Genomic DNA, 26,548 nt, shown 5'->3' with positions numbered 1-26,548 from the left:
CGCCCTCACGGGCGGGGCCTTTCTCGTGTCCTGTCGTTACTCGACCGGGCCTGCGAGCAGTTCCCGGAGCACCGGCGCCATCTCCTCGAGCGCGGCGGGGCTCATCATCGCCCAGTGCGTGCTGTGCACGGACCGGTGCCGGACCGTGCCCGAGACCGCCGGGCCCCAGGACTTCGCCGCGATGGTGTCGTCCTGGCGTCCCTGCGCCGCGGTGAACAGCACCAGGTCGCCGTGGAAGCGGCCGGGGACGTAGCGGCGCATCAGTTCCGCCGAGTTCGTGGCCGACGCGACCATCTGTCGCAGCCACTCCTCGGACACCGCGGACAGCGGACCGCCGGTGGATGCCCGGATCAGGTCAAGGACCTCGTCGATGCCGGCCTCCGACGGATCGAGGTCCGCCGTCGCCGCGATACCGAAGCCGCCGAGGATCTCCTCCGCCGTCACCGCCGCGCCCTCACCGAGTGCGTCCGCCGCCTCGCCAGCGAAGCTGTCGAGCATGATCAGCCGCTCGACCGACTCCCCCGCCGCCTGGAGCTCGACGGCCATGGCGTGCGCGATGACGCCGCCGAGCGACCAGCCGAGCAGCCGGTACGGCCCGCTCGGCTGAACGGCCCGGATCTCCGTCACGTACCGGTGCGCGATCTCCTCGATCGAGTCCGGCAGCGTGGCGTCGCCGGAGGCGGCGGGCGACTGCAGACCGTAGACCGGCGTCTGACCGTCCAGCACCGGGGCCAGTGCGCTGTACGCCCACGACAGCCCCAGCACCGGGTGCACGGCGAAGACCGGCGACCGCTCACCCGCGGCGCGGATCGGGAGCAGGACGTCGAACATGTCCGTCCCGGTGCCGCCTGTGCCCTCCGCGCCCGACTCCGCGTCGATCGCCGCCGCGATGCCCTCGGCCGTCGGGTCGAGGAACACGGCCCGCAGCGGCACCGTGACCCCGAGCACCTCGGTCAGCCTGGACATCACCCGGGTCGCGGTCAGCGAGTTTCCGCCCAGATCGAAGAAGGACGCGTCCACGGACACCTTCTCGATCTCGAGGACCTCCGCGAGCACCTCCGCCACGGCGGCCTCGGTGGCCGTGCTCGGGGCCCGGTACTCGCCGGTGTCCTCGAACTCCGGCACCGGCAGCAGCTTGCGGTCCAGCTTGCCGCTGGGGTTGAGCGGGAACTCGTCGAGCCCGACGACAGCGTTCGGCACCATGTACACCGGTAGCACCGTCGCCAGGTACCGCTTCAGCTCGTCCGGATCCACCGTGGCGCCGTCCTCCGGGACCACGTAGGCGACCAGGTGGTCGCCGCGCTCGTCGGACTGCACCAGGACTGCGGTCTGCCGCACCCCGCCGAAGCCCCGCACCGCCGACTCGATCTCCTCGAGCTCGATGCGCTGGCCGCGCAGCTTGACCTGGAAGTCGGTGCGCCCGATGTACTCGAGGACCCCGTCCGCCCGTCGCCGGACCAGGTCGCCGGTGCGGTACATCCGGTCGCCCTCGACTCCGAAGGGGTTCGCCACGAAACGGTCCGAGGTGATGCCGGGCCGGGTCAGGTACCCCCGCGCCAGCTGCGGGCCCGCCAGGTACAGCTCGCCCGCCACTCCGGCCGGGGTGGGCCGCAGCCCCGCGTCCAGCACGTGAACCCGGACGTTCCACTGCGGCAAGCCGATCGGCGTCGTGACCGTGTCCTCCGGACGTGCCTCCCAGTTGGTCACCGAGACCGCTGCCTCGGTGGGCCCGTACATGTTGTGCAGGCCCGCGTCGGTCAGCTCACGCCATCGTGCCGCTGTCTCGGGCGGCAATGCCTCGCCGATCACGAAGGCCCGCTTGAGCGTTCGCAGCGACGGCGCGTCGACGACCGCGACGAACACGCCGAGCGGCGACGGCACGAAGGTCGCCGTGGTGATCCCGTGCCCGGCGATCAGCCCGGCCAGGTACTCCATGTCCTTGTGTCCGTCGGGCTTGGCGATCACCAGGCGGGCACCGTTCTGCAGGGCCCAGAAGAACTCCCAGACCGAGACGTCGAACGTCATCGCGATCTGCTGCAGCACCACATCGTCGGCGCCCAGTCCGTACTCGGACTGCTTCCACACCAGCTGGTTCACGATCGCCCGGTGTGTGAGGACGACACCCTTCGGCTTTCCGGTCGACCCCGACGTGAACATCACGTACGCCGTGTTGTCCAGATGCAGCGGCGCACGACGTTCCGCGTCGGTCACCGGGGCGTCGTCGTAGGCCGAGGTGTCGAGCAGGTCGATCTCGAGCACCTCGAAACGCGGGTCGACGTCGATCCGGTCGCGCCGTGTGCTCAGCACGCACACCGGGTCTGCCGTCTCCAACACGTAGGTGGTGCGCTCGGCCGGATGATCGGGGTCGATCGGTACGTAGGCGCCGCCGGCCTTGACGATCGCGTACATGCCGATCATCAGGTCGAGCGAACGCCGGATTCCCAGGCCCACCATCGACTCCGGGCCGACGCCCAGCTCGATCAGGTACCGCGCCAACCGGTTGGCCCGCGCGTCGAACTCCGCGTAGGTCAGTTCCTCGCCCTCGAAGACCAGCGCCACCGCATCCGGGGTGCGCGCCACCTGGGCATCGAAGAGGTCGGCCAGGCTCGCGGCCGGGATCTCGTGATCGGTCGCGTTCCAGCGATCGAGTTCGGCGTACTCCGCATCGGAGAGCACGTCGAGATCCCCGACCTTCGCGTCCGGGTTCCGCTCGATCGCCGCGAGGATCCGATCGACCCGGTCCAGGATCGACTCGACCTCGTCGGGCGCGAACAGGTCGGTCAGGAACTTCGCGTCCAACTGCAGGCGATCACCTGCCTCGATGTACAGCGACAGCGGGAAGGTGTTCGCGTCCACACCGCCGACGCCGAGCAGGCGCATCCCGTCGATGTCCGCGTCGCCGGTCGCGCTCGCGGCGTCGACCGGGTAGGACTCGAACACGGTGATGGTGTCGAACACGGAACCGGTGCCGGTGCGCTGCTGGATCGTCTGCAGGCCCACATGGTGGTGTTCGAGCAGGTCCGACTGCTCGCCCTGCAGCCGGAGCAACAGCTCGGTCACCGTCTCCGCCCGGTCCACGCTGACATGCACCGGCAGCGTGTTGATGAACATGCCGACCATCGACTCCACACCGGTCAGCGCGGGCGGGCGCCCGGAGACCGTCGCGCCGAACACGACGTCGTCGCGGCCGATCAGGCGCGAGAGCACCAGACCCCAGGCCATCTGCACGACGGTGTTGAGCGTGACGCCGAGCTCACGTGCGAGTCCCGACAGTGCCCCGGTGCGCTCGGTGGATAGGTGCAGGCTGACCTCGCCGGGGAGCGAGGACTGTTCGCGTCCGCGGTCCGCGGGCGCGAGCAGCGTCGGCTCCTCGGCACCGAGCATGGACCCCGCCCACTGCTCCAGCGAGGCCTCGGCGTCGCGGGTGGACAGCCATTCGAGGAAGTCCCGGTAGGAACGGACCGGCGGCAGCACCGATCCGTCGCCACGCGCCGCGTACAGCACGATCAGATCCTTGAGGAGCAACGGCATGGACCAGCCGTCGACCAGGATGTGATGGCTGGTCATGGCCAGCGAGTACGTGCCGTCCGCACGCCCCACGAGGCTGAACCGCACCAGCGGGGGCTCGGACATGTCGAACCGGCGCTGCCGGTCCTCGTCCAGGACCCGCTGCCGCTCCTCGTCACCGTGGTGACCGAGGTCCACCTCGCGGAACTGGACCGGCGCGCCGTCCACGATCACCTGGACGGCATTGCCCGCGTCGTCGTGCCGGAACCCGGCCCGCAGGTTCGGATGCCGGTCGACCAGTGCCTGAGCGGCCGCGCGCAGGCGGCCGGCGTCGACGAGACCGCCGAGTTCGATCACCACCTGCGAGGTGTAGACGTCGAGCGAGGTGGAGGTCTGCGCCAGCATCGAGTGGAAGAGCATGCCCTCCTGCAGCGGTGTCAACGACCAGACGTCCGCGAGGGTCGGGTACTCCGCCTCGAACCGCTCGATCTCGTTCTGCGACAACGACACCAACGGCAGGTCCGAGGGCGTGAAGTGCGCCGACCCGGTCGCCGCGGCCCACCGGCCGACGGCCTCGAGGGCCCGGGACCAGAGTTCGGACAGCTCGCGCACCTCGGACTCGTCGATCAGTCCAGGGGGGAACGCGAAGGTGGCGCTCAGCCGTGCGCCCGTCACCGAGGCGTTGATGTCGACGACCGCGGCCGCGGGCAGGTCCGCGTCCGGTGCCGCCGATACCGAGAGCTCGCCCTTCGGCGCGGGCAGCCACCCGATCGGCGCGGAGTCCGCTGGCTCCTCGCCGCCGAGCTGGCCGAGGTAGTTGAAACCGATCTGCGGCAACGGCTGAGCGGCCAGTTCGGCCGCGGTCCGCTCGTTCAGGTACCGCAACAACCCGTACCCGATGCCCTTGTTCGGCACGGCCAACAGCTGCTCCTTGACCGCCTTGACGGCCGAACCGACGGCGGGTCCGCCTGCGAGGGCCTCGTCGAGGTCGATCTCGGGCAGGTCGAGTCGGAGCGGGAACATGCTGGTGAACCAGCCGACGGTCCTGGTCAGGTCGGCACCGGGAACGGTGTCTTCCTCGCGACCGTGGCCCTCGAGCTTGATCAACGTCGAGGACTCGTCGACACCGCGATCACGCCGCCACGCCGAGACCGCGAGCGCCAGCGCGGCGAGCAGACCGTCGTTGACGCCACCCCGGACGGCAGCAGGCACCGCGGTCAGCAGGGCATCGGTGGCCTGCTCGGACAGCACGACCTTGACCTCGGCGATCGACGCGAACAGGTCGACCGCGGGGTCGAGCGGACGCGATGCCAGCAACGGGTCCGCGCCGCCCTGCACCGTTCGCCAGTACGTCATCTCGGCTTCCCTGGCCGCGCTGTTCGCCTCCTCGGTCAGTCCGTGTGCCCAGCGGCGCATGGACGTCCCGACGGGCGGGAGCTCCGGTGTTGCGCCCGTGGCCACGAACTGCCAGGCGGCCACCAGGTCCGCGACCAGGATGCGCCAGGACACACCGTCGACGACGAGGTGGTGAGCGACGATGAGCAGTCGTCCCGACCCGTCGGCACCGGGCTCGGGATCGAACCAGACGAACCGGACCACCGAACCGGTGGCGAGGTCGAGCTCTGCGGCGGCGTCCTCGAAGGCTGGGGCCGCGAGTGCGTCGAACTCGGCGCTGCCGGGCAGTGCCCAGGCGCCGAACTCGACCCGGGCGACCATCGCGTCCACGTCCACCGAGTCCGCGTCGCCGATCGACAGGATCGGCTCCGCGCCGGTCTGCGGGATCGACGACCTCAGCATGTCGTGCCGGTCGAAGACCGCACGCAGCGTCGCCACCAGCCCGGCCCTGTCGATACCCTCTGGCAGCGCCAGGAAGGCAGGCATGAGCATCCGGTTGTGGCCGCCGGGGCGCTCGGTCATCCACCGCATGATCGGGGTGAGCGGCATCTCGCCGACTCCCCCACCCTCGAGTTCGGCGAGCACCGTCGCGCCGCCGGACTCGGACGTCAGCGTGGCGACCTGAGCCAGTCCGGCAACGGTCTTGCGTTCGAACACATCCCGCGCCTTGAGCACGACACCGGCGGCCTTCGCCCTGGTCACCAGCTGGATCGACACGATGCTGTCGCCGCCGAGCGCGAAGAAGGAGTCCGTGACGCTGACCCGCTCGACGCCGAGCACCTCGGCGAACAGACCGGCCAGGATCTCCTCCACCGGGTTCGTGGGAGCCACGAACGATTCGAGCGAGGAACCGAAGTCGGGCTCGGGCAGGGCCTTGCGGTCCACCTTGCCGTTGACGGTCAGCGGGATCGCATCGAGGACCACGATCGCCGACGGCACCATGTGCGCGAGCAGCGAGCGCCCGACGAACTCCGTCAGGGCCGCCACGTCGACCGTCGCGGACGCGACCGGGACGACATATGCCACCAGCACCGTTGCACCCGACGGTCCCTGCCTGCCGACGGTGACCGCGAAGTCGACCGACTCGTGTGCGGACAACGCCGCGTCGATCTCGCCGAGCTCGATGCGGAAGCCGCGGACCTTGACCTGGAAGTCGCTGCGTCCGACGTACTCGATCTCGAGCCGCGACCGGTCGCCCGCCTCGGACCGATCAATCCAGCGCACCATGTCGCCGGTGCGGTACATCCGGGATCCGGCCTCGCCGAACGGGTTCGCCACGAAGCGGTCCGCGGTCAGCGCGCGGCGGTCGTGGTAGCCGCGTGCCATCTGCGCGCCCGCGAGATAGAGCTCACCCGCGACCCCGACCGGCACCGGACGCATCCTGCGGTCGAGCACCGTCGCGGACATACCGCGGATCGGCCCACCGATGGTGAGGATCTCGCCTGGGGTCAGTGCCCCGCTGATCGTCGCCATGATGATCGTCTCGGTCGGGCCGTAGCCGTTGTAGAAGTTGCGGCCTGGCGCCCAGATGTCCACCAGGTTGTTCGGCACCGCCTCGCCACCGGCGACCAGGTGCTGCAGGCAGTCCAGGCCCTCCGGCGACACGGACGCGAGTGCGCCCGGGGTGATGAACGCGTGGGTGACGCCTGCCGCGGAGATGATGTCCGCGAGCTCGGTGCCGCCGTACACGCCAGGAGGCACGATCACCATGGCCGCGCCCGCGCCGACGGCGAGCAACAGCTCGAGCATCGATGCGTCGAAGCTCGGGGACGAGAAGTGCAGTGCGCGCGACCGGGCGGTGACGTAGTAGCGCTCGCGCTGCTCCGCGGCAAAGTTCGCCAGGCCCTGATGGCTGACCACGACGCCCTTGGGCAGTCCGGTGGATCCGGACGTGTAGATCACGTAGGCCGCGTGCTGTTCCCGCACGGGCGCACGACGATCCGCGTCGGTGACCGGTTCGGTCGACCCCAGATCCACGGCCGCCGCGAACTCGGGGTCGTCCAGGACCAGCCACGAGACGGTGGTCGGCAGGTCCGCCAGGTGCTCGGCATCGGTGATGCCGACGAGGGCGGACGAATCGGTGGTCATGTGCTCGATCCGGTCCGACGGGTACGCCGGGTCCATCGGCACGAACGCCCCGCCGGACTTCGCGATCGCCCACAACGCGATCTGCGATTCGATCGACCGCGGCAGCGCCAGTGCCACGAACGACTCGGGGCCGACGCCACGGTCGATCAGTACCCGCGCCAGCGCATTCGAGCGATCGTCGAGTTCGCCGTACGACACGGTCCGGTCGCCCGAGACCAACGCCGGGGCATCCCGGTCGGTCGCAGCGGCGGCCAGCAACTCGGGCAGCATGCGGGTGGCCGGCTCCGCGGCCGGGCCGGACACCGGCGACAGCGCGGCTCGCTCGTCCGGATCGGTGACCTCGACGGCGCCGACCGGGGTCGACGGCGCCGAGACGACGGTGCCGAGCACCCGGAGGAAGCGCTCGGACAGGGTCCGGACCGCGTCCTCGTCCACCAGCTCGGTGGCGTGGATGAACTTCAGGTGCAGCGCGCTGTCCAGGCTGGCCGTCATCGCGACCGGGTAGTGCGCGGCATCGATGCCGTCCATGCCGAGCACCCGCATCCCCGCGATGTCGGTCTGCGAGGTCGCACCCGCCATGTCGACGGGGAACGACTCGAACACCGCGAGGGTGTCGAACATCGCGGCTTCGCCTGCGGCGCGCTGGATCTCGGCCAGGCCGACGTAGTGATGGTCGAGCAGGTCGGCCTGCTCGGCCTGCACCCGGGTGAGCAGCTGCGCCACCGACTCCGACGGGTCCAGGTGCACGCGCAGCGGCACGGTGTTGATGAACAGGCCGATCATCGACTCCACGCCGGGGATCTCCGGCGGCCGGCCCGAGACGGTGGCACCGAAGACGGTGTCCTCGCGGCCGGTCAGCGACCCGAGCAGGATCGCCCAGGACACCTGCACGAAGGTGTTCGGCGTGACGCCGAGTTCGCGTGCGCGGGCGACGAGTTCCGCGGTCTCCGCTGTACCCAACTGCGTGAGGTACTGGCCGGAGGTGCTGTCCTGCTGACGGCCCCGGTCGCCGGAGACGAGCAGCGTCGGCCCCTCCACGCCACCGAGCGAGTCCTCCCACGCCTGCAGTGAGCGCACGTGGTCACGCTCGGCCAGCCACGCCAGGAAGTCGCGGTACGAGCGTGCCTGCGGCAGCACCGAGGCGTCGCCGTCCGCCGCGTACAGCACCAGCAGTTCCTTGAGCACCAACGGCGTGGACCAACCGTCGATCGCGATGTGGTGGTTCATCACCACCAGCTCGTACTCGCCCTCGCCGAGGGTGATCAGCGTCAACCGCATCAGCGGCGGCGCGCCGAGGTCGAACTTGGCCAGTCGGTCCTGCTCGACGATCCGGGCCCGCTCGGCACCCCGGTCGGCCTGGTCCAGGCCGGACAGGTCGACGGTGACGAACGGGATCTCGGTGTCCTCGAGCACCACCTGCGCCGCGATGCCCGTGTCATCGGTGACGAAGGCGGTCCGGAAGCTGGGGTGCCGGTCGATCAGTGCCTGAGCGGCCCGGCGCATCCGGTCGGCGTCGACGACGCCACCGAGACGCAGACACAGCTGTGCCGTGTAGACGTCCACGGCGGACTCTGCCAGCGCCGCATGGAAGTACATGCCGTACTGCAGCGGCGAGAGGGACCAGATGTCCGACATGGTCGGGAATCGCGCCTCGTAGCGTTCGATCTGCGACTGCGTCAGCGAGACCAACGGAAGGTCGGAGGGGGTGAATCCGCCCGCGCCCGGGCCGCCGGCATGGCTCGCGATCGCATCGAGCGCCCCGCTCCACAGCTCCGCCAGCTCGTCGACGTCCGCGGCCGACAGCACGCCGGTCGCGAAATCGAACACCGTCGAGAGTGTCTCGACACCTTCGGAGTTCGACACGACCGCGTTGATGTCGAGCGCGGCGACCGGCATGTCCGGGTCGAGTGCCGACCCGAGAACGCCGCCGTCACCGACCGGCACCCAGCCCATGTCGCGCATCTCGTCGGTGACCTCGAACGCGCCGGTCCTGCCGAGGTAGTTGAACCCGATCTGCGGGGCGGCGAAACCGCTCAGATCCTGGGCCGTCTCCGCGTTGAGGTACCGCAACAGCCCGTAACCGATGCCCCGGTCTGGGACGGCGAGGAGCTGTTCCTTGACCAGCTTGATCGCCTGTCCCGCGGCCGGGCCGCCCGCGAAGGCGTCGTCGAGGTCCACCCCGGACACGTCGATCCGCACGGGGAACAGCGAGGTGAACCAGCCGACGGTGCGGGACAGGTCCGCGCCCTCGACGGCCTCTTCCTCGCGGCCGTGCCCCTCCAGGCCCAGCAGGGTCGCCGACGCGGCGACGCCGCGTCGCTCACGCCAGCGCGCCACCGCGAGGGCAAGGGCGGCGAGCAGTCCGTCGTTGACACCGCCGCCGAACGCCCTCGGCACCGCAGTCAGCAGCCCCTCGGTGGTCTCGGCGGACGCCTCGACCCGGACTCCCGCGGTCGCCGACACCACGTCGAGAGCGGGGTCGACCAGACGCGACCCGAGCGTCGGGTCGGTCCCCTCGAGCACGCTCCGCCAGTATCCGAGCTCCTCGGTGCGCCGCTCGGACACCGCGGCCTCGGCGAGTCCGTGGGCCCACCGTCGCAGTGAGGTACCGACCTCGGGCAGCTCGGGCTCCGCACCTGACTGCACCTGACCCCACGCGGAAGCAAAGTCCGGCAAGAGGATTCGCCAGGACACACCGTCCACGGCCAGGTGGTGGATCACCATCAGCAGTCGACCGTTGGTGTCGCCTGCCCCGGCCGACGGGTCGAACCAGACAAACTGGGCCACGATCCCCGTCGTGGGATCGAGCCGGTCTGCGGCCGCCTCGAATTCGCCACGGACCAGCGCGGCGAACTCCTCGGTGCCGGGCCGCGACGCGAACTCGACGCGGTGGACCAGCCGTGCCGACGGGACCGACCCGGCCTCGGTGACGGTGAGCCCGGAGCCGTCCTCGTTCCAGCGCAGACGCAGCGCGTCGTGCCGATCGAGGACGGACTGGATCGTCGATTCCACCGTGGCACGGTCGATTCCGTGCGGCAACGTCACAAAGCTCGACTGCGAGAACCGACGCAGCAGCCCGCCGCGCTCGGCGGTGGCCCGCATGATCGGCGTGGGCGGCATCTCGCCGACGCCGCCGCCCGGCAGCTCCGCCAGGGTGATGGCGGCCGCGGCGGCCTCACCCGCGACCGCGGCGAGCGCGGCGACCGTTCGGTGCTCGAAGACCTGCCGGGCGGTGAAGGCCAGGCCTGCGGCCTTGGCCCTCGTGACCAGCTGGATCGACATGATGCTGTCACCGCCGAGGGCGAAGAACGAATCCTCGACGCTGACCCGCTCCACCCCGAGCACCTCCGCGAACACCGCGGCGATCGTCTGCTCCGCGGGGGTGCGGGGCGCGACGTAGGTGTCGGCGACGGAGGCGAACTCCGGTGCGGGCAGCGCCCGCCGGTCCAGCTTGCCGTTGCTGGTCACGGGCATCGCCTCGAGCACGATCAGGGCGTCCGGCACCATGTAGCCGGGCAACGCGCGGGCCACCTCGGCCCGCACGTCGCCGGTGTCGACAGTGACGCCCGTCGCGGCCACCAGGTAGGCGACCAGTCGCTGACCTCGTTCGGTGTCTGCCGCGATCACCACCGCCTGGTCCACCGACGAGTGGTCAAGCAGGGCCGACTCGATCTCGCCGAGCTCGATCCGCTGACCCCTGATCTTGACCTGGAAGTCGGTGCGTCCCAGGTACTCCAGCTGCCCGTCGCGACGCAAGCGCCCGAGGTCACCGGTCCGGTACATGACGGAGCCGGGCGCACCGAAGGGATTCGGCACGAACCGCTCCGCCGTCAGCCCCGACCGGGCGTGGTAGCCGCGGGCAACCTGACCGCCCGCGAGATAGAGCTCTCCCCTGGCGCCAGGGACCACCGGGTTCAGGCGCGAGTCGAGCACGTAGGCCTGGCTGTTCCACACCGGGATGCCGATCGGCATCGAGCCGGTCTCGGTGCCGTCGGCCCAGTAGTGCACCGAGGTCAGCGTGGTCTCGGTCGGCCCGTAGGCGTTGTTGATCCCGAGCGACGCGCTCGCAAGCGTGCGGGCCGCGAGCTCGGGACTCAGCGCCTCGCCCGCCAACTGGAGCGATCGCACCGACGGCGGGAACGCCAGCTCGGGGCTGGACAGGAAGGCCGCCAGCATCGACGGCACGAAGCCGAGAGTGGTGACGTTCCACCGACGGGAAACGTCGATGAGGTACTCGGCGTCCCGGTGCCCGTCCGGCTTCGCGATCACCAGGTGACCGCCGGAGATGAAGGGCACGAACAGCTCCCACACCGACGGGTCGAACACGATCGGCGTCTTCTGCAGCACCACATCCGAGGCCGTCATCTCGTACTCGCCGATGAACCAGCTGAGCTGGTTGACGATCGCGGCATGACTGACGGCCACGCCCTTGGGCACACCGGTGGAGCCGGAGGTGAAGATCACGTACGCGGGATTGCCGCGACGCAGCGGACGCAACCGCTGGGCGTCGGTGATCGGGGCGGCATCGAGATGACCGGTCGGAGCCGAGTCGATCTCCACGACCGGAACACCCGCAGGCAGCTCGACCCCGTCCCACGACGTGGTGAGGACGGCGACCGGCTGCGCGATCGAGAGCACCAGCTCCAGTCGTTCGGCCGGCTGATCGGGGTCGACCGGCACGTAGGCGCCGCCCGCCTTCATCACGGCGTACATCCCGACCATCATCTCGAGGGACCGGCGGGCCGCGAGAACGACCAGCGTCTCGGGCCCAACGCCCTCGGAGATCAGGTGCCGGGCCAGACGATTCACGCGGGCGTCGAACTCGGCGAAGCTGAGGGTGGTGTCCTCGAAGGTCATCGCGGGCGCATCGGGCGTCCGCGCGACCGACCGGTCGATCAGCTCCACCAGGGTGGTCGGCTCCACCGGAACCGCGGTCTGGTTGAACTCGGTCAGCACGCGCTCGCGCTCGTCCGGCTCGAGCAGGTCGATGTCCCCGACGACGACCTCGGGGTCGGCGACGGCCGTGGTCAGGATCCGGACGAACCGCTGCGCCATCCGCTCCACGCTCTCGCGGTCGAACAGCGAGGTCGCGAATCCGAACACACCCGCGAAACCGGTGTTCCCGGCCTCGTCGGACTGCTCGGAGAAGGAGAGCTCCAGGTCGTACTTCGCCTGGCCCAGGTCGGTGGACAGGCCGCTGACCGTCAGGCCGGGCAGCTCGAAGACCGGGGTGTCGACGTTCTCGAAGCCGAACGACACCTGCACCAGCGGGGCATGCGCGGTCGACCGTTCCGGGTCGAGGATCTCGACGAGCCGCTCGAACGGCAGATCGGCATGCGAGAAGGCCTGCAGGTCGCCCTCGCGCACAGTCTCGAGAACCGACCGGAAGGTGTCGGCCGACTCCATCTGCGTACGCAACACGAGGGTGTTGACGAACATGCCGACGATCGGGTCGAGTGCCTCCTCGCCACGACCGGCGACGGCGGTGCCGACGGCGATGTCGCCGGTGCCGCTCAGGTGCATCAACAGCACCGCGTAGGCGGCCTGCATCACCATGAACGAGGTGGTGCCCGTCGTCCGGGCGAGCGCATCGATCTGGGTCGACAGCTGCGACGGGACCTCGAAGTCCACCCGCTCGCCCAGCATCGACTGCATGGCCGGCCGGGGGCGGTCGGTGGGCAGCTCCAGCAGGTCCGGCAGGCCGGACAGGGCATCACGCCAGTGGTCGACCTGCTTGGCGATCACCGACTCCGGGTCCGATTCCGCGCCGAGGACCTCGCGCTGCCACAGCGCGTAGTCGGCGTACTGCACCGGAAGCGGTTCCCAGTGCGGCGCCTCGCCCTGCGCGCGTGCCACGTAGGCACTCATCACGTCCCGGGCGAGCGGCGCCATCGACGAGCCGTCCGCGCTGATGTGGTGCACCACGACCAACAGCACATGCTGGTCGGCTGACAGTTCGAACAGGGCCGCGCGCACCGGCAGCGAATCCGTGACATCGAAGCCCCGGCCGGCGAACTCCGCCGCCCTTGCCATCAGCTCGGGCTCCGTGACGGTGATCCGGGCGAGCTCGATCGACGCCGCGCCCACCTCGATCACGCGCTGCTCCGGTCCGTCCGGGCCGGAGGGGTAGATCGTCCGCAGCGACTCGTGCCTGGCCAGCACGTCGAACATGGCCTGCTGCAATGCCTCCACGTTCAGCGCACCGGACAACCTGACCCCGAGCGGGATGTTGTACGCCGCCGAGGCGGTGTCGAACTGGTTGAGGAACCAGATCCGCTTCTGCGCCATCGACAGCGGGATCCGGCCGGTCCGCGGCCGTGCGACCAGTGCGGGGCGGTTGACGTCCCTGCCGGACATCGATGCCGCGGCCACCGCCAGCGACTCCACCGTTGGGGCGTCGAACAGTTCCCGCACGCCCATCGAGATACCGAGCGCGGCGTTCACCCGTGCCACCACCCGGGTGGCCACCAGTGAGTTGCCGCCGATGTCGAAGAAGTCCTGGTCCGCCGAGACCCGGTCCACGCCGAGGACGTCGGCGAAGACTCCCGCGATCACCTCTTCCACCGGGTTGCGCGGGGCGCGGTACTCGGCGGCCGACTCGAAGACCGGTTCGGGCAGTGCCCTGCGATCGAGCTTTCCGTTGGGCGTCAGCGGGATCGAATCGAGCTCGACGAAGGCCGAGGGCACCATGTGCGCGGGCATCTCGATGCCCGCGTACTCGGCCAGGACCGACCTGTCGATGCTCCGACCGGCGCCTGCGAGCACGTACGCCACGAGCACCGTGTTGCCCGAGGCGGTCTTGTGGCCGATCGTCGCCGCGAACTCGACGCTCTCGTGCCGGGTGAGAACGGCGTCGATCTCGCCGAGCTCGATGCGGAAGCCGCGTACCTTGAGCTGGAAGTCGCTGCGGCCCACGTACTCGATGGCCAGCGCGGCGGTGTCATCCCCCGTCGCTCCGCTCGCCCCGTCGGTCTCGATCCAGCGCACCACGTCGCCGGTCCGGTACATCCGGGAGCCGTCCGCCGCGAACGGGTTCGCGACGAAGCGGTCCGCCGTCAGCGCGAACCGCTGGTGATAGCCGCGGCCGAGCGCGGGACCCGCGAAGTACAGCTCGCCCGGCACCCCGACCGGGACCGGGTGCAGGCGGCCGTCGAGCACCATCGCGTCGGCGCCGCGGACGGGACCGCCGATGTTGATCGATCCGCCCGGCACCATCGGCCGGCTCATGGTGATCACCATCGACGTCTCGGTCGGACCGTAGACGTCGAACAGTCGCCTGCCGGGCGCCCATCGGGCGACCAGCTCGGCCTGCACGGCCTCGCCGCCGACCGCGACGTCGGTGAGCTCGTCGAGCCCGACCGGGTCGACGGTCGCCAGGGCGGCCGTCGTGACGAAGGCGTGGGTCACCCGCTCCGCACGCAGGAAGTCACCCAACTCCTGGCCGCCATAGATGCTCGGCGGCGCGATCACCATCGTGGCGCCCGAGCCGATCGCGAGCAGCAGTTCCAGCACCGCACCGTCGAAGCTCGGCGACGCGAAGTGCAGGGTCCGCGAGTCACGGGTCACCGAGTAGTGCTCTCGCTGCGCCGCAGCGAAGTTCGCGAGGCCGGTGTGCGTGACGAGCACGCCCTTGGGCTTACCGGTGGAGCCCGAGGTGTAGACCATGTAGGCCCCGGACTCGACCGTCAGCGGCCGGACCCGATCGGTGTCGGTGATGGGCTCGGACGACTGTTCGTCGACCGAGGCGGAGAACTCGACGTCGTCGAGCGCCATCCAGGTCACCGAGCCGGGCACGGAGTCGATGCTGGCCAGGTCGGTGAGCCCGACCCGGACGCCGGAATCCGCGGCCAGGTACTCGATCCGCTCCTGCGGGTACGACAGGTCGAGCGGCACGAAGGCGGCCCCGGTCTTGGCGATCGCCCAGACCGCGAGCACCGATCCGGCGGACCGGGACAGCGCCACCGCGACGAAGTCCTCGGCGCCGACGCCTGCTCCGATGAGCCTGCGCGCCAGCCTGTTCGAGAGTTCGTCGAGCTCGCTGTAGGTCATCGCGAGGTCACCGAACTCCACCGCGTGCGCGTCGGGGTTCAGCTCGACGGCCGCGGCCAGCAACTCCGGAAGGGTGGCCTGCGCGATGCTCGGGGTCCCTGACACCGGCGCGAGCCGTGCCCGCTCGTCCGAATCGAGCAGGCTCAGGTCGCCGACTGCCTGCGCCGGAGCCGCGACGACGGCCTCCAGGACCCGCAGGAAGCGAGTGGCGAAGTCCCGGACCGTCGACTCGTCGAACAGATCGGAGGCGTAGGTGAACTCGGCGGTCAGCCCGCCGCCACCCGCGGGGTCGCTCTCCATCATCATCAGCTGCAGGTCGAACTTCGCGACCTGCAGGCCGCTCTCCAGCGCGCTCACCGTGAGTCCCGGCAGTTCCAGCGCGGCCTGCTCGAGGTTCTGGAATCCGAGGATCACCTGGGCGAAAGGCGAATGCGCCCGCGAACGGGTGGGGTTGAGCGCCTCGACCAGCTGCTCGAACGGCACGTCGGCGTTGCCGAAGGCACCGAGGTCGGTCTCCCTGACCTGCTCGAGTAGCTCGGCGAAGGAAGCATCCGCATCGATGGCCGTACGCAGCACCAGCGTGTTGACGAACATGCCGACGAGATCGTCGAGCTGACGTTCTCCGCGTCCCGCGACGGGCGTCGCGATGGCGACGTCATCGGTGTTGCCGAGCCGAGACAGGAACACCACGAGCGCCGCGTGCACGGCCATGAACAGGGTGGCCCCGTGTTCGCGGGCGAGCGCATCCAAGCGTCCACGCAGTTCGGGGTCGACGGCGAAGGAGACGCTGCCCGCCCGGAAGGACTGCTGCGAGGGCCGCGGGCGGTCCCCCGGGAGTTCGAGGACCTCGGGGATCCCGGCGAGTGCCGTTGTCCAGTACTCGATCTGCTGCGCCGCCAACGACTTCGGATCGTCGGGGGTGCCGAGGACCTCGCGCTGCCAGATGCTGAAGTCCGCGTACTGGACCTCGAGCGGGGTCCACCGCGGCGCCTCGCCCGCGGTGCGCGCGAGGTAGGCGGTGACCAGGTCCCTGGCCAGCGGCGCGGTGGAGGCGCCGTCGGACGAGATGTGATGGATCGACATCGCCAGTACGTGCTCGGCGACATCCGTGTCGGCGACCTGGACGATCTTGACCCGCAACGGGATCCCGGTCGTCACGTCGAAGCCCTGGGAGAAGAACGCGACGAGCTCGGCCGCGAGGCCGGACTCGGAGACGGTCGCGGTGCTCACGTCCAGATCGACGTCGGCCGCGGGCACGATCAGCTGGTAGGGACCGTCATCGGTATTCGGGAACAGCGTCCGCAGGGACTCGTGGCGTTCGAGGACGTCACCGAGCGCGGCGCGGAGGATGTCGGTGTCGAGTGCACCGGTGAGCCTGATCGCCATCGGGATGTTGTAGACCGGCGAGGAGGTGTCGTACTGGTTCAGGAACCACATACGAGACTGCGCCAGCGACAACGGGATCCGGCCGGGGCGCGGCCGGGCCGACAGTTCGCTGCGGGTCTCGGCGCGGCCTTCCCCGCGTTCGATCCTGGCGGCCAGTTCGGCCACCGTCGGCGCCTCGAAGAGGTCGCGCAGACGGAGCGCCGCCCCGGTCCCCGCGTTGACCCGCGCCACGACCTTGGTCGCGACCAGCGAGTCGCCGCCGAGGGCGAAGAAACTGTCGGTCGCGGACACCCGGGGCACCGACAGCAGCTCGCCGTACACGGCCGCGACGATCTCCTCGACGACATTCGCGGGCGCCCGGTAGGACTCCTCCGCGGAGCCGAAATCAGGATCCGGCAGCGCCTTCCGATCGACCTTTCCGCTGGGGGTCAGCTCGAATTCGTCGAGGACCACGACCGCCGAGGGCACCATGTAGTCGGGCAGGGCACGTCGGGCGACCTCGGTGACCGCCTCTTCGAGTCCGTCCGCGGAGTCGGCGGGAACCACGTAGGCGACCAACCGGTCGATCCCGGTCTCGGTGGTCTTGACCACCACGGCGACCTGGCCCACCCGCGGGTCGGCCAGCAGCGCCATCTCGATCTCGCCGAGCTCGACCCGCAGACCACGGATCTTGACCTGGAAGTCGGTGCGGCCGACGTACTCGAGTTCGCCGTCGGTGTTCCAGTACACGACGTCGCCGGACTGGTACATCCGCTCGCCGCCACCCCGGAACGGGTTCGCCACGAACCGGGCCGCGGTGAGCGCGAACCGACTTCCGTAGCCGCGGGCGAGCACCAGCGGACCACCGATGTACAGCTCGCCGGGCACTCCGGGCGGCACCAGGCGCAGGTGCTGGTCGAGCACGTACAGCTCGTAGTTCGGCAGCGCGGGCCCGATCGGGACCCGGCCGTCGGGGTAGCCGGTCGTCACCGAGCTCAACCGGTGATCGGTGATCATGTCGGTGGCCTCGGTCGGCCCGTAGTTGTTGTGCAGCCTGGTATCCGCCGCCTCGAGGTGCGCGAGCCTGGCCGGATTGAACGACTCGCCGCCCAGGTGCAACGACCGCAGCGCGGGCAGCACCGACTGGTCCGCGTCCGCGTCGAGCAGCGTGGCGAAGGCGCTCGGCGCCAGGTTCGCGTTGACCACCGAGCCCCCACCGATGATCTCGAGGATCTCGACCGGGTCGAAGGGGTCCCCCGCCAGGTGCAGCACGCCACCGTCGGACAGCGTGACCCACACGTTCTTCTGCGTCTGGTCGAAGACCGGCGAGTTCGCGACCAGCGCACCGTCACCCGGCTCGAGGCGGATCTCACCGCGGTACCACTCGGCGGTGTTGAGGACGCCCGCCATCGGCACCAGGGTCGGCTTCGGCCTGCCGGTCGATCCCGAGGTGGTGATCACGTAGGCGAGGCGGTGACCGGCGCCGGGTTCGGTCCAGCGGTTCGGCGGGGCCGTCTCCGGCCTGCTCGCGAGCCGGGACTCGGTGTCCACATCGCCCAGCCGCACGAGCGCTCCGGAGTAGGCGAGCTCCTCGCTCCACCCGTCCGCGAGCACAACGGCCCCGACCTCGCAGTCCTCCAGAACGGCTGCGATCCGGTCCGCGGGCGCCTTCGTGTCGACCGGCAGGTAGGCCGCGCCGACCTTCCACGCCGCGAGCATGCCGACCACCCAGTCCACCGACCGGGGGACGATCAGGGCCACCACGTCATCGATGCCGACGCCCGCCGCGATCAGCTCATGCGCCAACCGGTTGGCGCGACGGTCGAGCTCGCCGCGCGTGACGCTCGTGCCCGATGCCACCACCGCAATCGCGGACGCGTCCTCGGCGACCCGCGCGTCGATGCGTTCGAGCAACGTCTCGGAGGTGCGGGCGAGTTCGGTGCGGTTGTACGAGTCGAGCAGCTGCAGCTCGTCGTCGGTGATCAGCCGCAGCGAACCGACGTTCGCATCCGGACGCGCCACGAACTCGCGCAGCACCCGGATCGTGCGGTCGAGATGACCCGCGACGGTCGCCTCGTCGAAGGCCTCGTGCTGGAACTCGGCGGCGAGGTGCAGACGGCCGTCGACGGGAGCGGCCACGATCGAGAGCGGGAAATGGCTCGCGGCCGCGGATTCCACACCCATCAACCGCATCCCGGCGATGTCGACGTCGCCGCCAACGCCGGAGGTGTCCACAGGATAGGACTCGTAGATCACGGCGGTGTCGAACAGCGCGGCGTCACCCGCCGCCCGGTGGATGTCGGTCAGCCCGACGAAGTGGTGGTCGAGCAGGCCCGCCTGCTCCGACTGCAGGCGTGCGAGCAGCTCGCGAACCGGCTCGTGCGGAACGAGCCGCACGGCAACGGGAATGGTGTTGATGAACAATCCGGCCATCGACTCGACGCCGGACAGGTCCGACGGTCGACCGGACACGGTGGCACCGAACACCACGGTGCCGCGACCGCTGAGCATGCCGAGCACGACGCCCCAGGCCGTCTGCACCAGCGTGTTCAGCGTGACGCCCAGCTCCGCCGCGAGCGCCTCCGCACCCGCGGTCTCCTCTGCGGAGAGCGAACCTTCCACCTTGCCCGGCACCGCGGCGTGGTTGACGCCCTGCACCGCAGGCGCCAGCAGGGTCGGATCATCCGCTCCGGCCAGCGCATCGCGCCAGGTCTCCAGCGACTGCGCGCGGTCCTGTCCGGCGAGCCAGTGCAGGTAGTCCTTGTAGTCCCGAGCCCGAGGCAGCGCCGAATCGTCGCCGTCCATGGCGTAGAGCGCCATCAGCTCACGGATGACCAGCGGGGTCGACCAGCCGTCGAGGATCACGTGGTGGTTGGTGAACACGAGCTGCCAGCTATCGGCCGCCAGCCTGAGCAGGGTCAGCCGGACCAGCGGCGGCGTGGCCATGTCGAAGCCCGTCGCGCGGTCCGCATCGAGGATCCGCTGCCGCTCGGCCGCCCTCGACTCCTCGTCGAGGCCGCTGAGATCGTGCAGGGTGAGCGGGGCCCGGGTGTCGCCAACCACGACCTGGACCGATCCCACTGCCTCGTCGACGAGGAACACCGAGCGCAGGTTCGGGTTCCGGACCAGGAGCCGGTCGGCGGCACGACGCAGCCGATCGGCGTCGACCGATCCGGCCAGGTCGAGCACGAACTGCGCGGTGTAGACGTCCACCACGTCCGGCATGCCCTCGGTGAGCAGCGCGTGGAAGAGCAGTCCGTGCTGCAGCGGGGACAGGGACCACAGGTCCTCGACGCTCGGGTACCGCGACTCGAACAGTTCGATCTGATCCTGCGACAGGGACACCAGTGGCAGGTCGGACGGGGTCAGGCCGCCTGCTGCCTCGGTGCGCGCGTGCGCGCTGATCGCGGTCATCGCGGCGCGCCAGAATCCGGCGAACTCCTCGACCTCCGCCTCGGTGAGCACACCGGTCGCGAACGACAGGGTGGCCGACAGGCCGCCGCCCGGCAGCACCGACGCGTTGATCTCCAACGCGGACTCGGGTGCCATGGCCGGATCGGCCGCGCCGCCGAGCGTGCCGCCGTCGGTGACCGGGATCCAGCCGAGGCCACGGATCTCGTCGGTGAGCTCCCCGGTACCGAACCGGCCGAGGTAGTTGAAGCTGATCTGGGGAACAGCCCCGGAGCTCAGCTCCGCGCCGGTCTCCGGGTTGAGGTACCGCAGCAGGCCGTACCCGATGCCGTTGTCCGGCACCGCCAGCAGCTGCTCCTTGACCGCCTTGACAGCGGCTCCCGCCGCTGCCCCGCCCGCGAGCGCGTCATCGAGGTCGGCCCCACCGAGGTCGAGCCGAACGGGGTACACGCTGGTGAACCAGCCGACGGTCCGCGAGAGATCCGCGCCCGGCACGACCTGGTCCTCACGGCCGTGTCCCTCCAGGGTGATCAGGGTCGAGGACTCCGCCGCTCCGCGTCCGCCGCGGGCTCGCCGCCACGCGGCGACGGCGACGGCGAGGGCCGCGAGCAGTCCGTCCTGGGCGCCGCCCCGGAATCGGGCGGGCACCCCGGTGAGGAGCCCGTCGGTCACATCGGCAGGCAACTCGAGAGAGACCTGTCCCCTGGTCGCCACAGTGTCGAGCCGCGCGTCGAGCGGACGTGATCCGATCGGCGCCTCCTGCGTCGCCAGAACCTCACGCCAGTAACCGAGTTCGGCCACCCGAGAGTCCGAAAGTGCCTCGTCCGTGAGGGCGTGCGCCCACCGGCGCATCGAGGTGACCTCGGGCTCGAAGCTCGGCGTACCGCCCGCGACGATCTGGCCCCAGGCCGAGGCGAGGGCGGGCACCAGCAGGCGCCAGGACACGCCGTCCACCACGAGGTGGTGCAGCACCAGGAGCAGGCGTCCGTTCGCCTCGCCGAGCTGCGATGCCGGATCGAACCAGACGACCTGCACCATCGCACCGGCGGCGGGGTCGAGTCGGTCCGCGGCCGCGCCCAGTGCCGCAGCCGCGATCCGCTCGAATCCCGCACTGCCGGGGGCATTCTCGGAATCGAACTCGATCCGGTCGATCACCGAGTTCGCGTCGACCGCACCGAGCTCACGGGCGCGCAGCACGGGTGCGCCCCCGTCCGCGGAGGCCAGCACCGACCGCAGCATCGGATGCTGGTCGAGCACCGCCTGCACCGTCGCCGCCAGGGTGCCGCGGTCGAGTCCGAGCGGCGCCGTCAGCAACACCGCCTGGGAGAACCGCGACGCCGCGCCGTTCTCCAGCGCCCAGCGCGCCACCGGCAGCAGCGGCATGTCGCCGACCCCGCCGCCAGGTAGCTCCTCCAGCACCGCGACGCCCGCCTCGGCGACCGTCGTGGCGACCTGGGCAAGACCGGTGACGGTCTTGCGCTCGAAGACATCCCTTGCCTTGATCAGCACGCCCGCGGCCTTCGCCCTGGCCACCAACTGGATCGAGACGATGCTGTCGCCGCCCAGCGCGAAGAACGAGTCGGCGACGCTGACCCGGTCGACGCCGAGCACCTCGGCGAACAGGCCGGCCAGGAGTTCCTCCGTCGCATTCGACGGAGCGACATACGATTCCGCGGCCGAGCCGAAGTCCGGTTCCGGCAGCGCCTTCCGGTCCACCTTGCCGTTGATCGTCACGGGCAGCGCGTCGATCACCACGATCGCCGACGGCACCATGTGCGGAGCAAGCGAACGGGACACGAACTCGGTCAGCTCGCGGTCCGCGAGCGCGGCACCGGGCACCGGCACGACGTAGGACACCAGCACGGTGGCACCGGCCGGTCCCTCCCTGCCGATCGTGTACGCGGTGTCGACGGACTCGTGCGCCGCCAGTGCGCCGTCGATCTCACCGAGCTCGATCCGAAAGCCGCGCACCTTGAGCTGGAAGTCGCTGCGCCCCACGTACTCGATCTCGAGCCGGGATCGGTCCCGCGAGACCGACCGGTCGACCCAGCGGACGAGGTCACCGGTGCGGTACATCCGGGCACCCGGCGATCCGGACACGTCGGCCACGAACCGGGACGCGGTCAGGTCGAAGCGGCCGTGATAGCCGCGGGCCAGCGCCGGGCCCGCGAGATAGAGCTCACCCGTCACACCGAAGGGGACCGGGCGCAGTCGCCCGTCGAGGACCACCGCGGACACCCCGCGGATCGGGCCACCGATGGTGACGGGCGCGCCCGTCACCATCGGTTCCGAGATGGTCGCGATCATGGTGGTCTCGGTGGGGCCGTACAGGTTCCGGAAGGGATAGGTGGGCGCCCACTTGGCCACCAGCTCGGGGCTGACCGCCTCACCCGCGACCGAGATCGACTCCAGGTCGACCAGCCCGGTGGGATCGACGGTGTTCAACGCGGCGGGTCCCGTGTAGCCGTGCGTGACCCGCTGCTCGAACATCACCTCGCGCAGCTCGTCGCCGCCGTAGACGCCCGGTGCCACGATGACAGCGGCCGCGCCCGCGACCGAGGCCATCAGCAGTTCCCACACCGCGCCGTCGAAGCTCGGCGACGCGAAGTGCAGCACCCTGGACGTGGCCTGCACACCGAACTTCTGCTGGTGCTCGGCAACGATGTTGACCAGGCCGGTGTGCGTGACCGCGACGCCCTTGGGGAGCCCGGTGGAGCCGGAGGTGTAGACCATGAACGCCGGGTTGTCCACGTGCGCAGCCGTGGTGCGATCGGCGTCGAGGATCGGATCAGTACGCTCGGCGTTCCAGTCCGCGAGGAAGCCAGGGTCGTCCATCGCCAGCCAGCGCACGCCGGACGGCAGTCCGGCGAGCGCCCCGGTCGTGGTCAGGCCGAGCGTCGCCCCCGAGTCCGAGGCCATGTGCTCGATCCGGTCGGCGGGATAGGCGGGATCGATCGGCACGAACGCCGCGCCGGTCTTCGCGACCGCCCACACCGCGACCGCCGACTCGATCGACCGCGCGAGGGAGAGTGCCACGAAGGTCTCGGGGCCGGCCCCGTGCGAGATCAACACCCGGGCAAGGGCGCTGGACCGGTCGTCGAGCTCCCCGTAGGACACCACGCGGTCGCCGGAGACCAGGGCCGGGGCACCGCGTTCCGCGGCTCCGGAGGTCAGTAGCGCCGCCAGTGACACCGGCGCCGCGGAATCCGCGCCACGCACGGGTGTGAGGGCCCGGCGCTCGTCCGGGCTGGTGATCTCCACGTTGCCGACCGGAACCGACGGGTCGGCGGTGACCGCCTCGAGCAGGCGCACGAACCGCTCCCCGAGGGTGCGCACGCTGGATTCGTCGAACAGGTCGGTCGCGTACACCAGGGTGCCGGTCATCCCCGACTGATCGGCCTTCTCGCCCACCGAGAGCTGCAGGTCGAACTTCGCGAAGGTCACGCCCGGGTCGACCTCGCCGACCACGAGGTCGGGCAGTTCCAGGACCGCGGCCTCGGTGTTCTCCAGCGCGATGACCACCTGGAAGATCGGCGAGTGCGCGGTCGACCGCTCGGGCGCGAGGAGCTCCACCAGGCGTTCGAACGGTACGTCCGCGTGCGCAAGCGCACCGATGTCCGATTCCCTTGTGCTGCGAAGCATCTCGACGAAGGTCTTGGCCGGGTCGACCACGGTCCGCAGCGCGAGGGTGTTGACGAACATGCCGACGAGGTCGTCGAGTTCACGCTCGCCGCGACCCGCGGTGGGGGTACCGAGGACGATGTCGTCCGTGCCGGACAGTTTGGAGAGGAGCACAGCGAACGCGGCGTGCACGGCGGTGAACAGGGTCGCCTCGTGCTCGCGGGCCAGCTCGAGCAACCGGCCGTGCAGATCCTGACCGATCTCGAACTCGACCCGAGCGCCCTCCATGGAGATGACCGCGGGACGCGGGCGATCGGTCGGCAGCGGCAGCACCTCCGGGATACCGGCGAGCTCGTCGACCCAGTAGCCGACCTGTCGCGCCAGCAGCGACTCCGGGTCGTCCTCGACACCGAGCAGCTCGCGCTGCCACATCGCGAAATCCGCGTACTGGACCTCGAGCGGCGCCCACTCCGGGCCCTGACCGCTCGCCCAGCTCGAGTACGCGATGACGACGTCCCTCGCCAGCGGCGCCATCGACGCGCCGTCCGAGGAGATGTGATGCACCAGGAACAGCAGGACGTGCTCGTTCTCCGTCAACCGGAACAGGCGCGGCCGGACCGGGATCTCGACGGTCACGTCGAAGCCCCGTGACGCGAGGTCGGCGAGCGTGGTCATCAGGTCGGCCTCGTCACGGACCTGGACCGGGGTCAGATCGATGTCGAGTCCGTCGGCGGGCAGCACCACCTGGTGCGGACCGTCCCCGTCGTCCGGGAACACGGTGCGCAGCGACTCGTGCCGCTCGAGCACACTCGCCACCGCGGCCGCCAAGGCCTCGGTGTCGAGGGAACCGGTCAGCCGGATGCCGAGCGGGAGGTTGTAGGCGGGCGACGAGGTGTCGAACTGGTTGATGAACCACATCCGAGACTGAGCCAGCGACAACGGGATCCGCTCGGGTCGCGGCAGCGCCACGAGTTCCGGCCGATGACGACCGGTCCCCGCCCCCGCGGCCGCGAGGGCGGCCAGCCCGGCCACCGTCGGTGCATCGAACACCTCGCGCAGATTCACGTCCGAGCCGAGTGCCGCGTTGGCCCGCGCCACCACCCGAGCCGCCGACAGCGAGTTGCCGCCGATCTCGAAGAACGAATCGTCGGCGCCGACCCGCTCGATGCCGAGGATCTCGCCGAAGATCTGCGCCACCACGATCTCGGCCGGGGTCGACGGCTCCCGGTAGTGATCGGAATGCGACTCGAACTGCGGGCGCGGCAGCGCCTTCCGGTCGATCTTTCCGCTCGTGTTGAGCGGCATCTCGTCGAGCACGAGCAGCAGGTCGGGAACCATGTACGCAGGCAGGGTCCGGCCCACGTCGGCAAGCACCTGATCGGTCTCGATCGTCGCGCCCGCGACCGCGGTCACATACCCCACGAGACGCTGCACCCGGTTGTCGTCGTGCACTACGACAATGGACTGCAGGACATCGGCATTCGCGACCAGTGCGGATTCGATCTCACCGAGCTCGATCCGCAGACCTCGGATCTTGACCTGGAAGTCACTGCGCCCCAGGAACACCAGTTCGCCGTCGCTGCGCTCGCGCACCAGGTCGCCGGTGCGGTACAGCCGGGCGCCGCCGGAACCGAACGGGCTCGCGATGAATCGTGACGCGGTCAGAGCGGTCATGCCGCCGTAGCCGCGGCCGACCGCGTTGCCACCGATGTAGAGCTCACCCGTGATACCCGCGGGCACCGGCCGCAGGCGGCCGTCGAGGACGTGGTAATCCACTCCCTCCCAGGCGGTACCGATCGGGATCTGGCCCTGTTCGGCGTCAGGGGCGGAGAGGTCCAGCTCGTAGATCGATGTGACGTCGGAGGCCTCGGTCGGACCGTAGCTGTTGATCATCCGCGTCTGCGTGCCGATCAACCCGTTGTACGCGGCGGGCCGGATCTGCTCACCGCCCAGGATCACGGCGCCCAGGTTGGTCAGCACGCCCTCGGTGTCGAGGTCAGCCAGCACCTCGAAGGCGCTCGGCGCCATGTTGGCGATCTGGACGTCCCCGGTACCGATCTGACGCAGGATCGGCTGCGGGTCGAAGCCGTCCTCGGACAGATGCAGCGCGCCGCCGTACGCGAGCGCGACCCAGATGTTCTTCTGGGTCAGGTCGAACAGCGGCGAGTTCGCCATCAGGACGCCGGTGCCGGCACCGAAGTCCAGCATGCGGCGGTAGGCCTGGAAGGTGTTGGAGACGCCGCGCATCGGCACCAGCGTCGGCTTCGGACGGCCGGTCGATCCCGACGTCGAGATGACATAGGCCAGTCGCAGGCCCGCGTCGTCGTCCATCCACGGATCCCGATCCAGATCCGTCGCCTCGTGCGCCTCGAGGCGTGCCACGGTGTCGGGATCGTCGAGGACCGTCACCTCGAAGGGCGCGTCCGCCAGCGCGGGCCAGCCGCTCAGTGCGACCACGGCCCTTGCCCCGCTCGCCTCGATGAGCCCCTCGGTCCGCTCGATGGCCCATGCGGGGTCGAGCGGCGAGTAGGCGGCGCCGAGCTTCCACGCCGCGAGCATGCCGACGATCCACTCGAGTGAACGGGGAACGATCAGGGAGACCACGTCGTCGGGTCGCACCCCACGGGAGGCGAGTTCCCGCGCCAACTGGTTGGCCCTGCGGTTGAGCTCACCACGGGTGGTCGGGCGGCCGCCCTCGACGACGGCGACCGCCTCGGGATCGCGCTCGACCCACTCCTGCCACAAGGCGACTGCCGAGACCAAAGGCCATCCGTCGGCTGGCGCCTCGGCGGCTTCCTCGGGAATGTCGAGGGTGGAGGCGTCGGCGTGGATCCTGTCGAGCACGCCACCGATGCCACCCTCGGCGGCAACGATCGTCGGAACCAGACCGGTGAGGACCACGGACACGATGGCATCGGCATCCATCCCGCGATCGGACAGTGCCCCCGCCAGCAGCTGCAGACGCTCACCGAGCTCCCGATACGTCGCCGACATACCGTCGACCGACACTACGATCGTGTCCGGGCGGTCCGAGGCGAGAGCGGCGATCGATCGAGTCAGATCCGCAGCAGACAACAGTTCCTCCGAAGCATTCGAGCTAGTTCGTTCGTTT

The 26,548-nt window shown here is 70.2% G+C and carries 1 protein-coding gene; it reads right to left on the bottom strand.

Going from position 1 to position 26,548, the window contains the following annotated elements:
• Window positions 1-36: 36 nt before the first annotated feature.
• Window positions 37-26,445, bottom strand: a complete 26,409-nt coding sequence (locus FCG67_RS23030; RefSeq protein ID WP_211243305.1) for a non-ribosomal peptide synthase/polyketide synthase — start codon at window positions 26,443-26,445, stop codon at window positions 37-39.
• Window positions 26,446-26,548: the final 103 nt, after the last annotated feature.

It is taken from the genome of Rhodococcus oryzae (assembly GCF_005049235.1).
GTDB lineage: Bacteria > Actinomycetota > Actinomycetes > Mycobacteriales > Mycobacteriaceae > Rhodococcus_G > Rhodococcus_G oryzae.
This window is presented reverse-complemented; position numbering and strand designations above follow the sequence as displayed.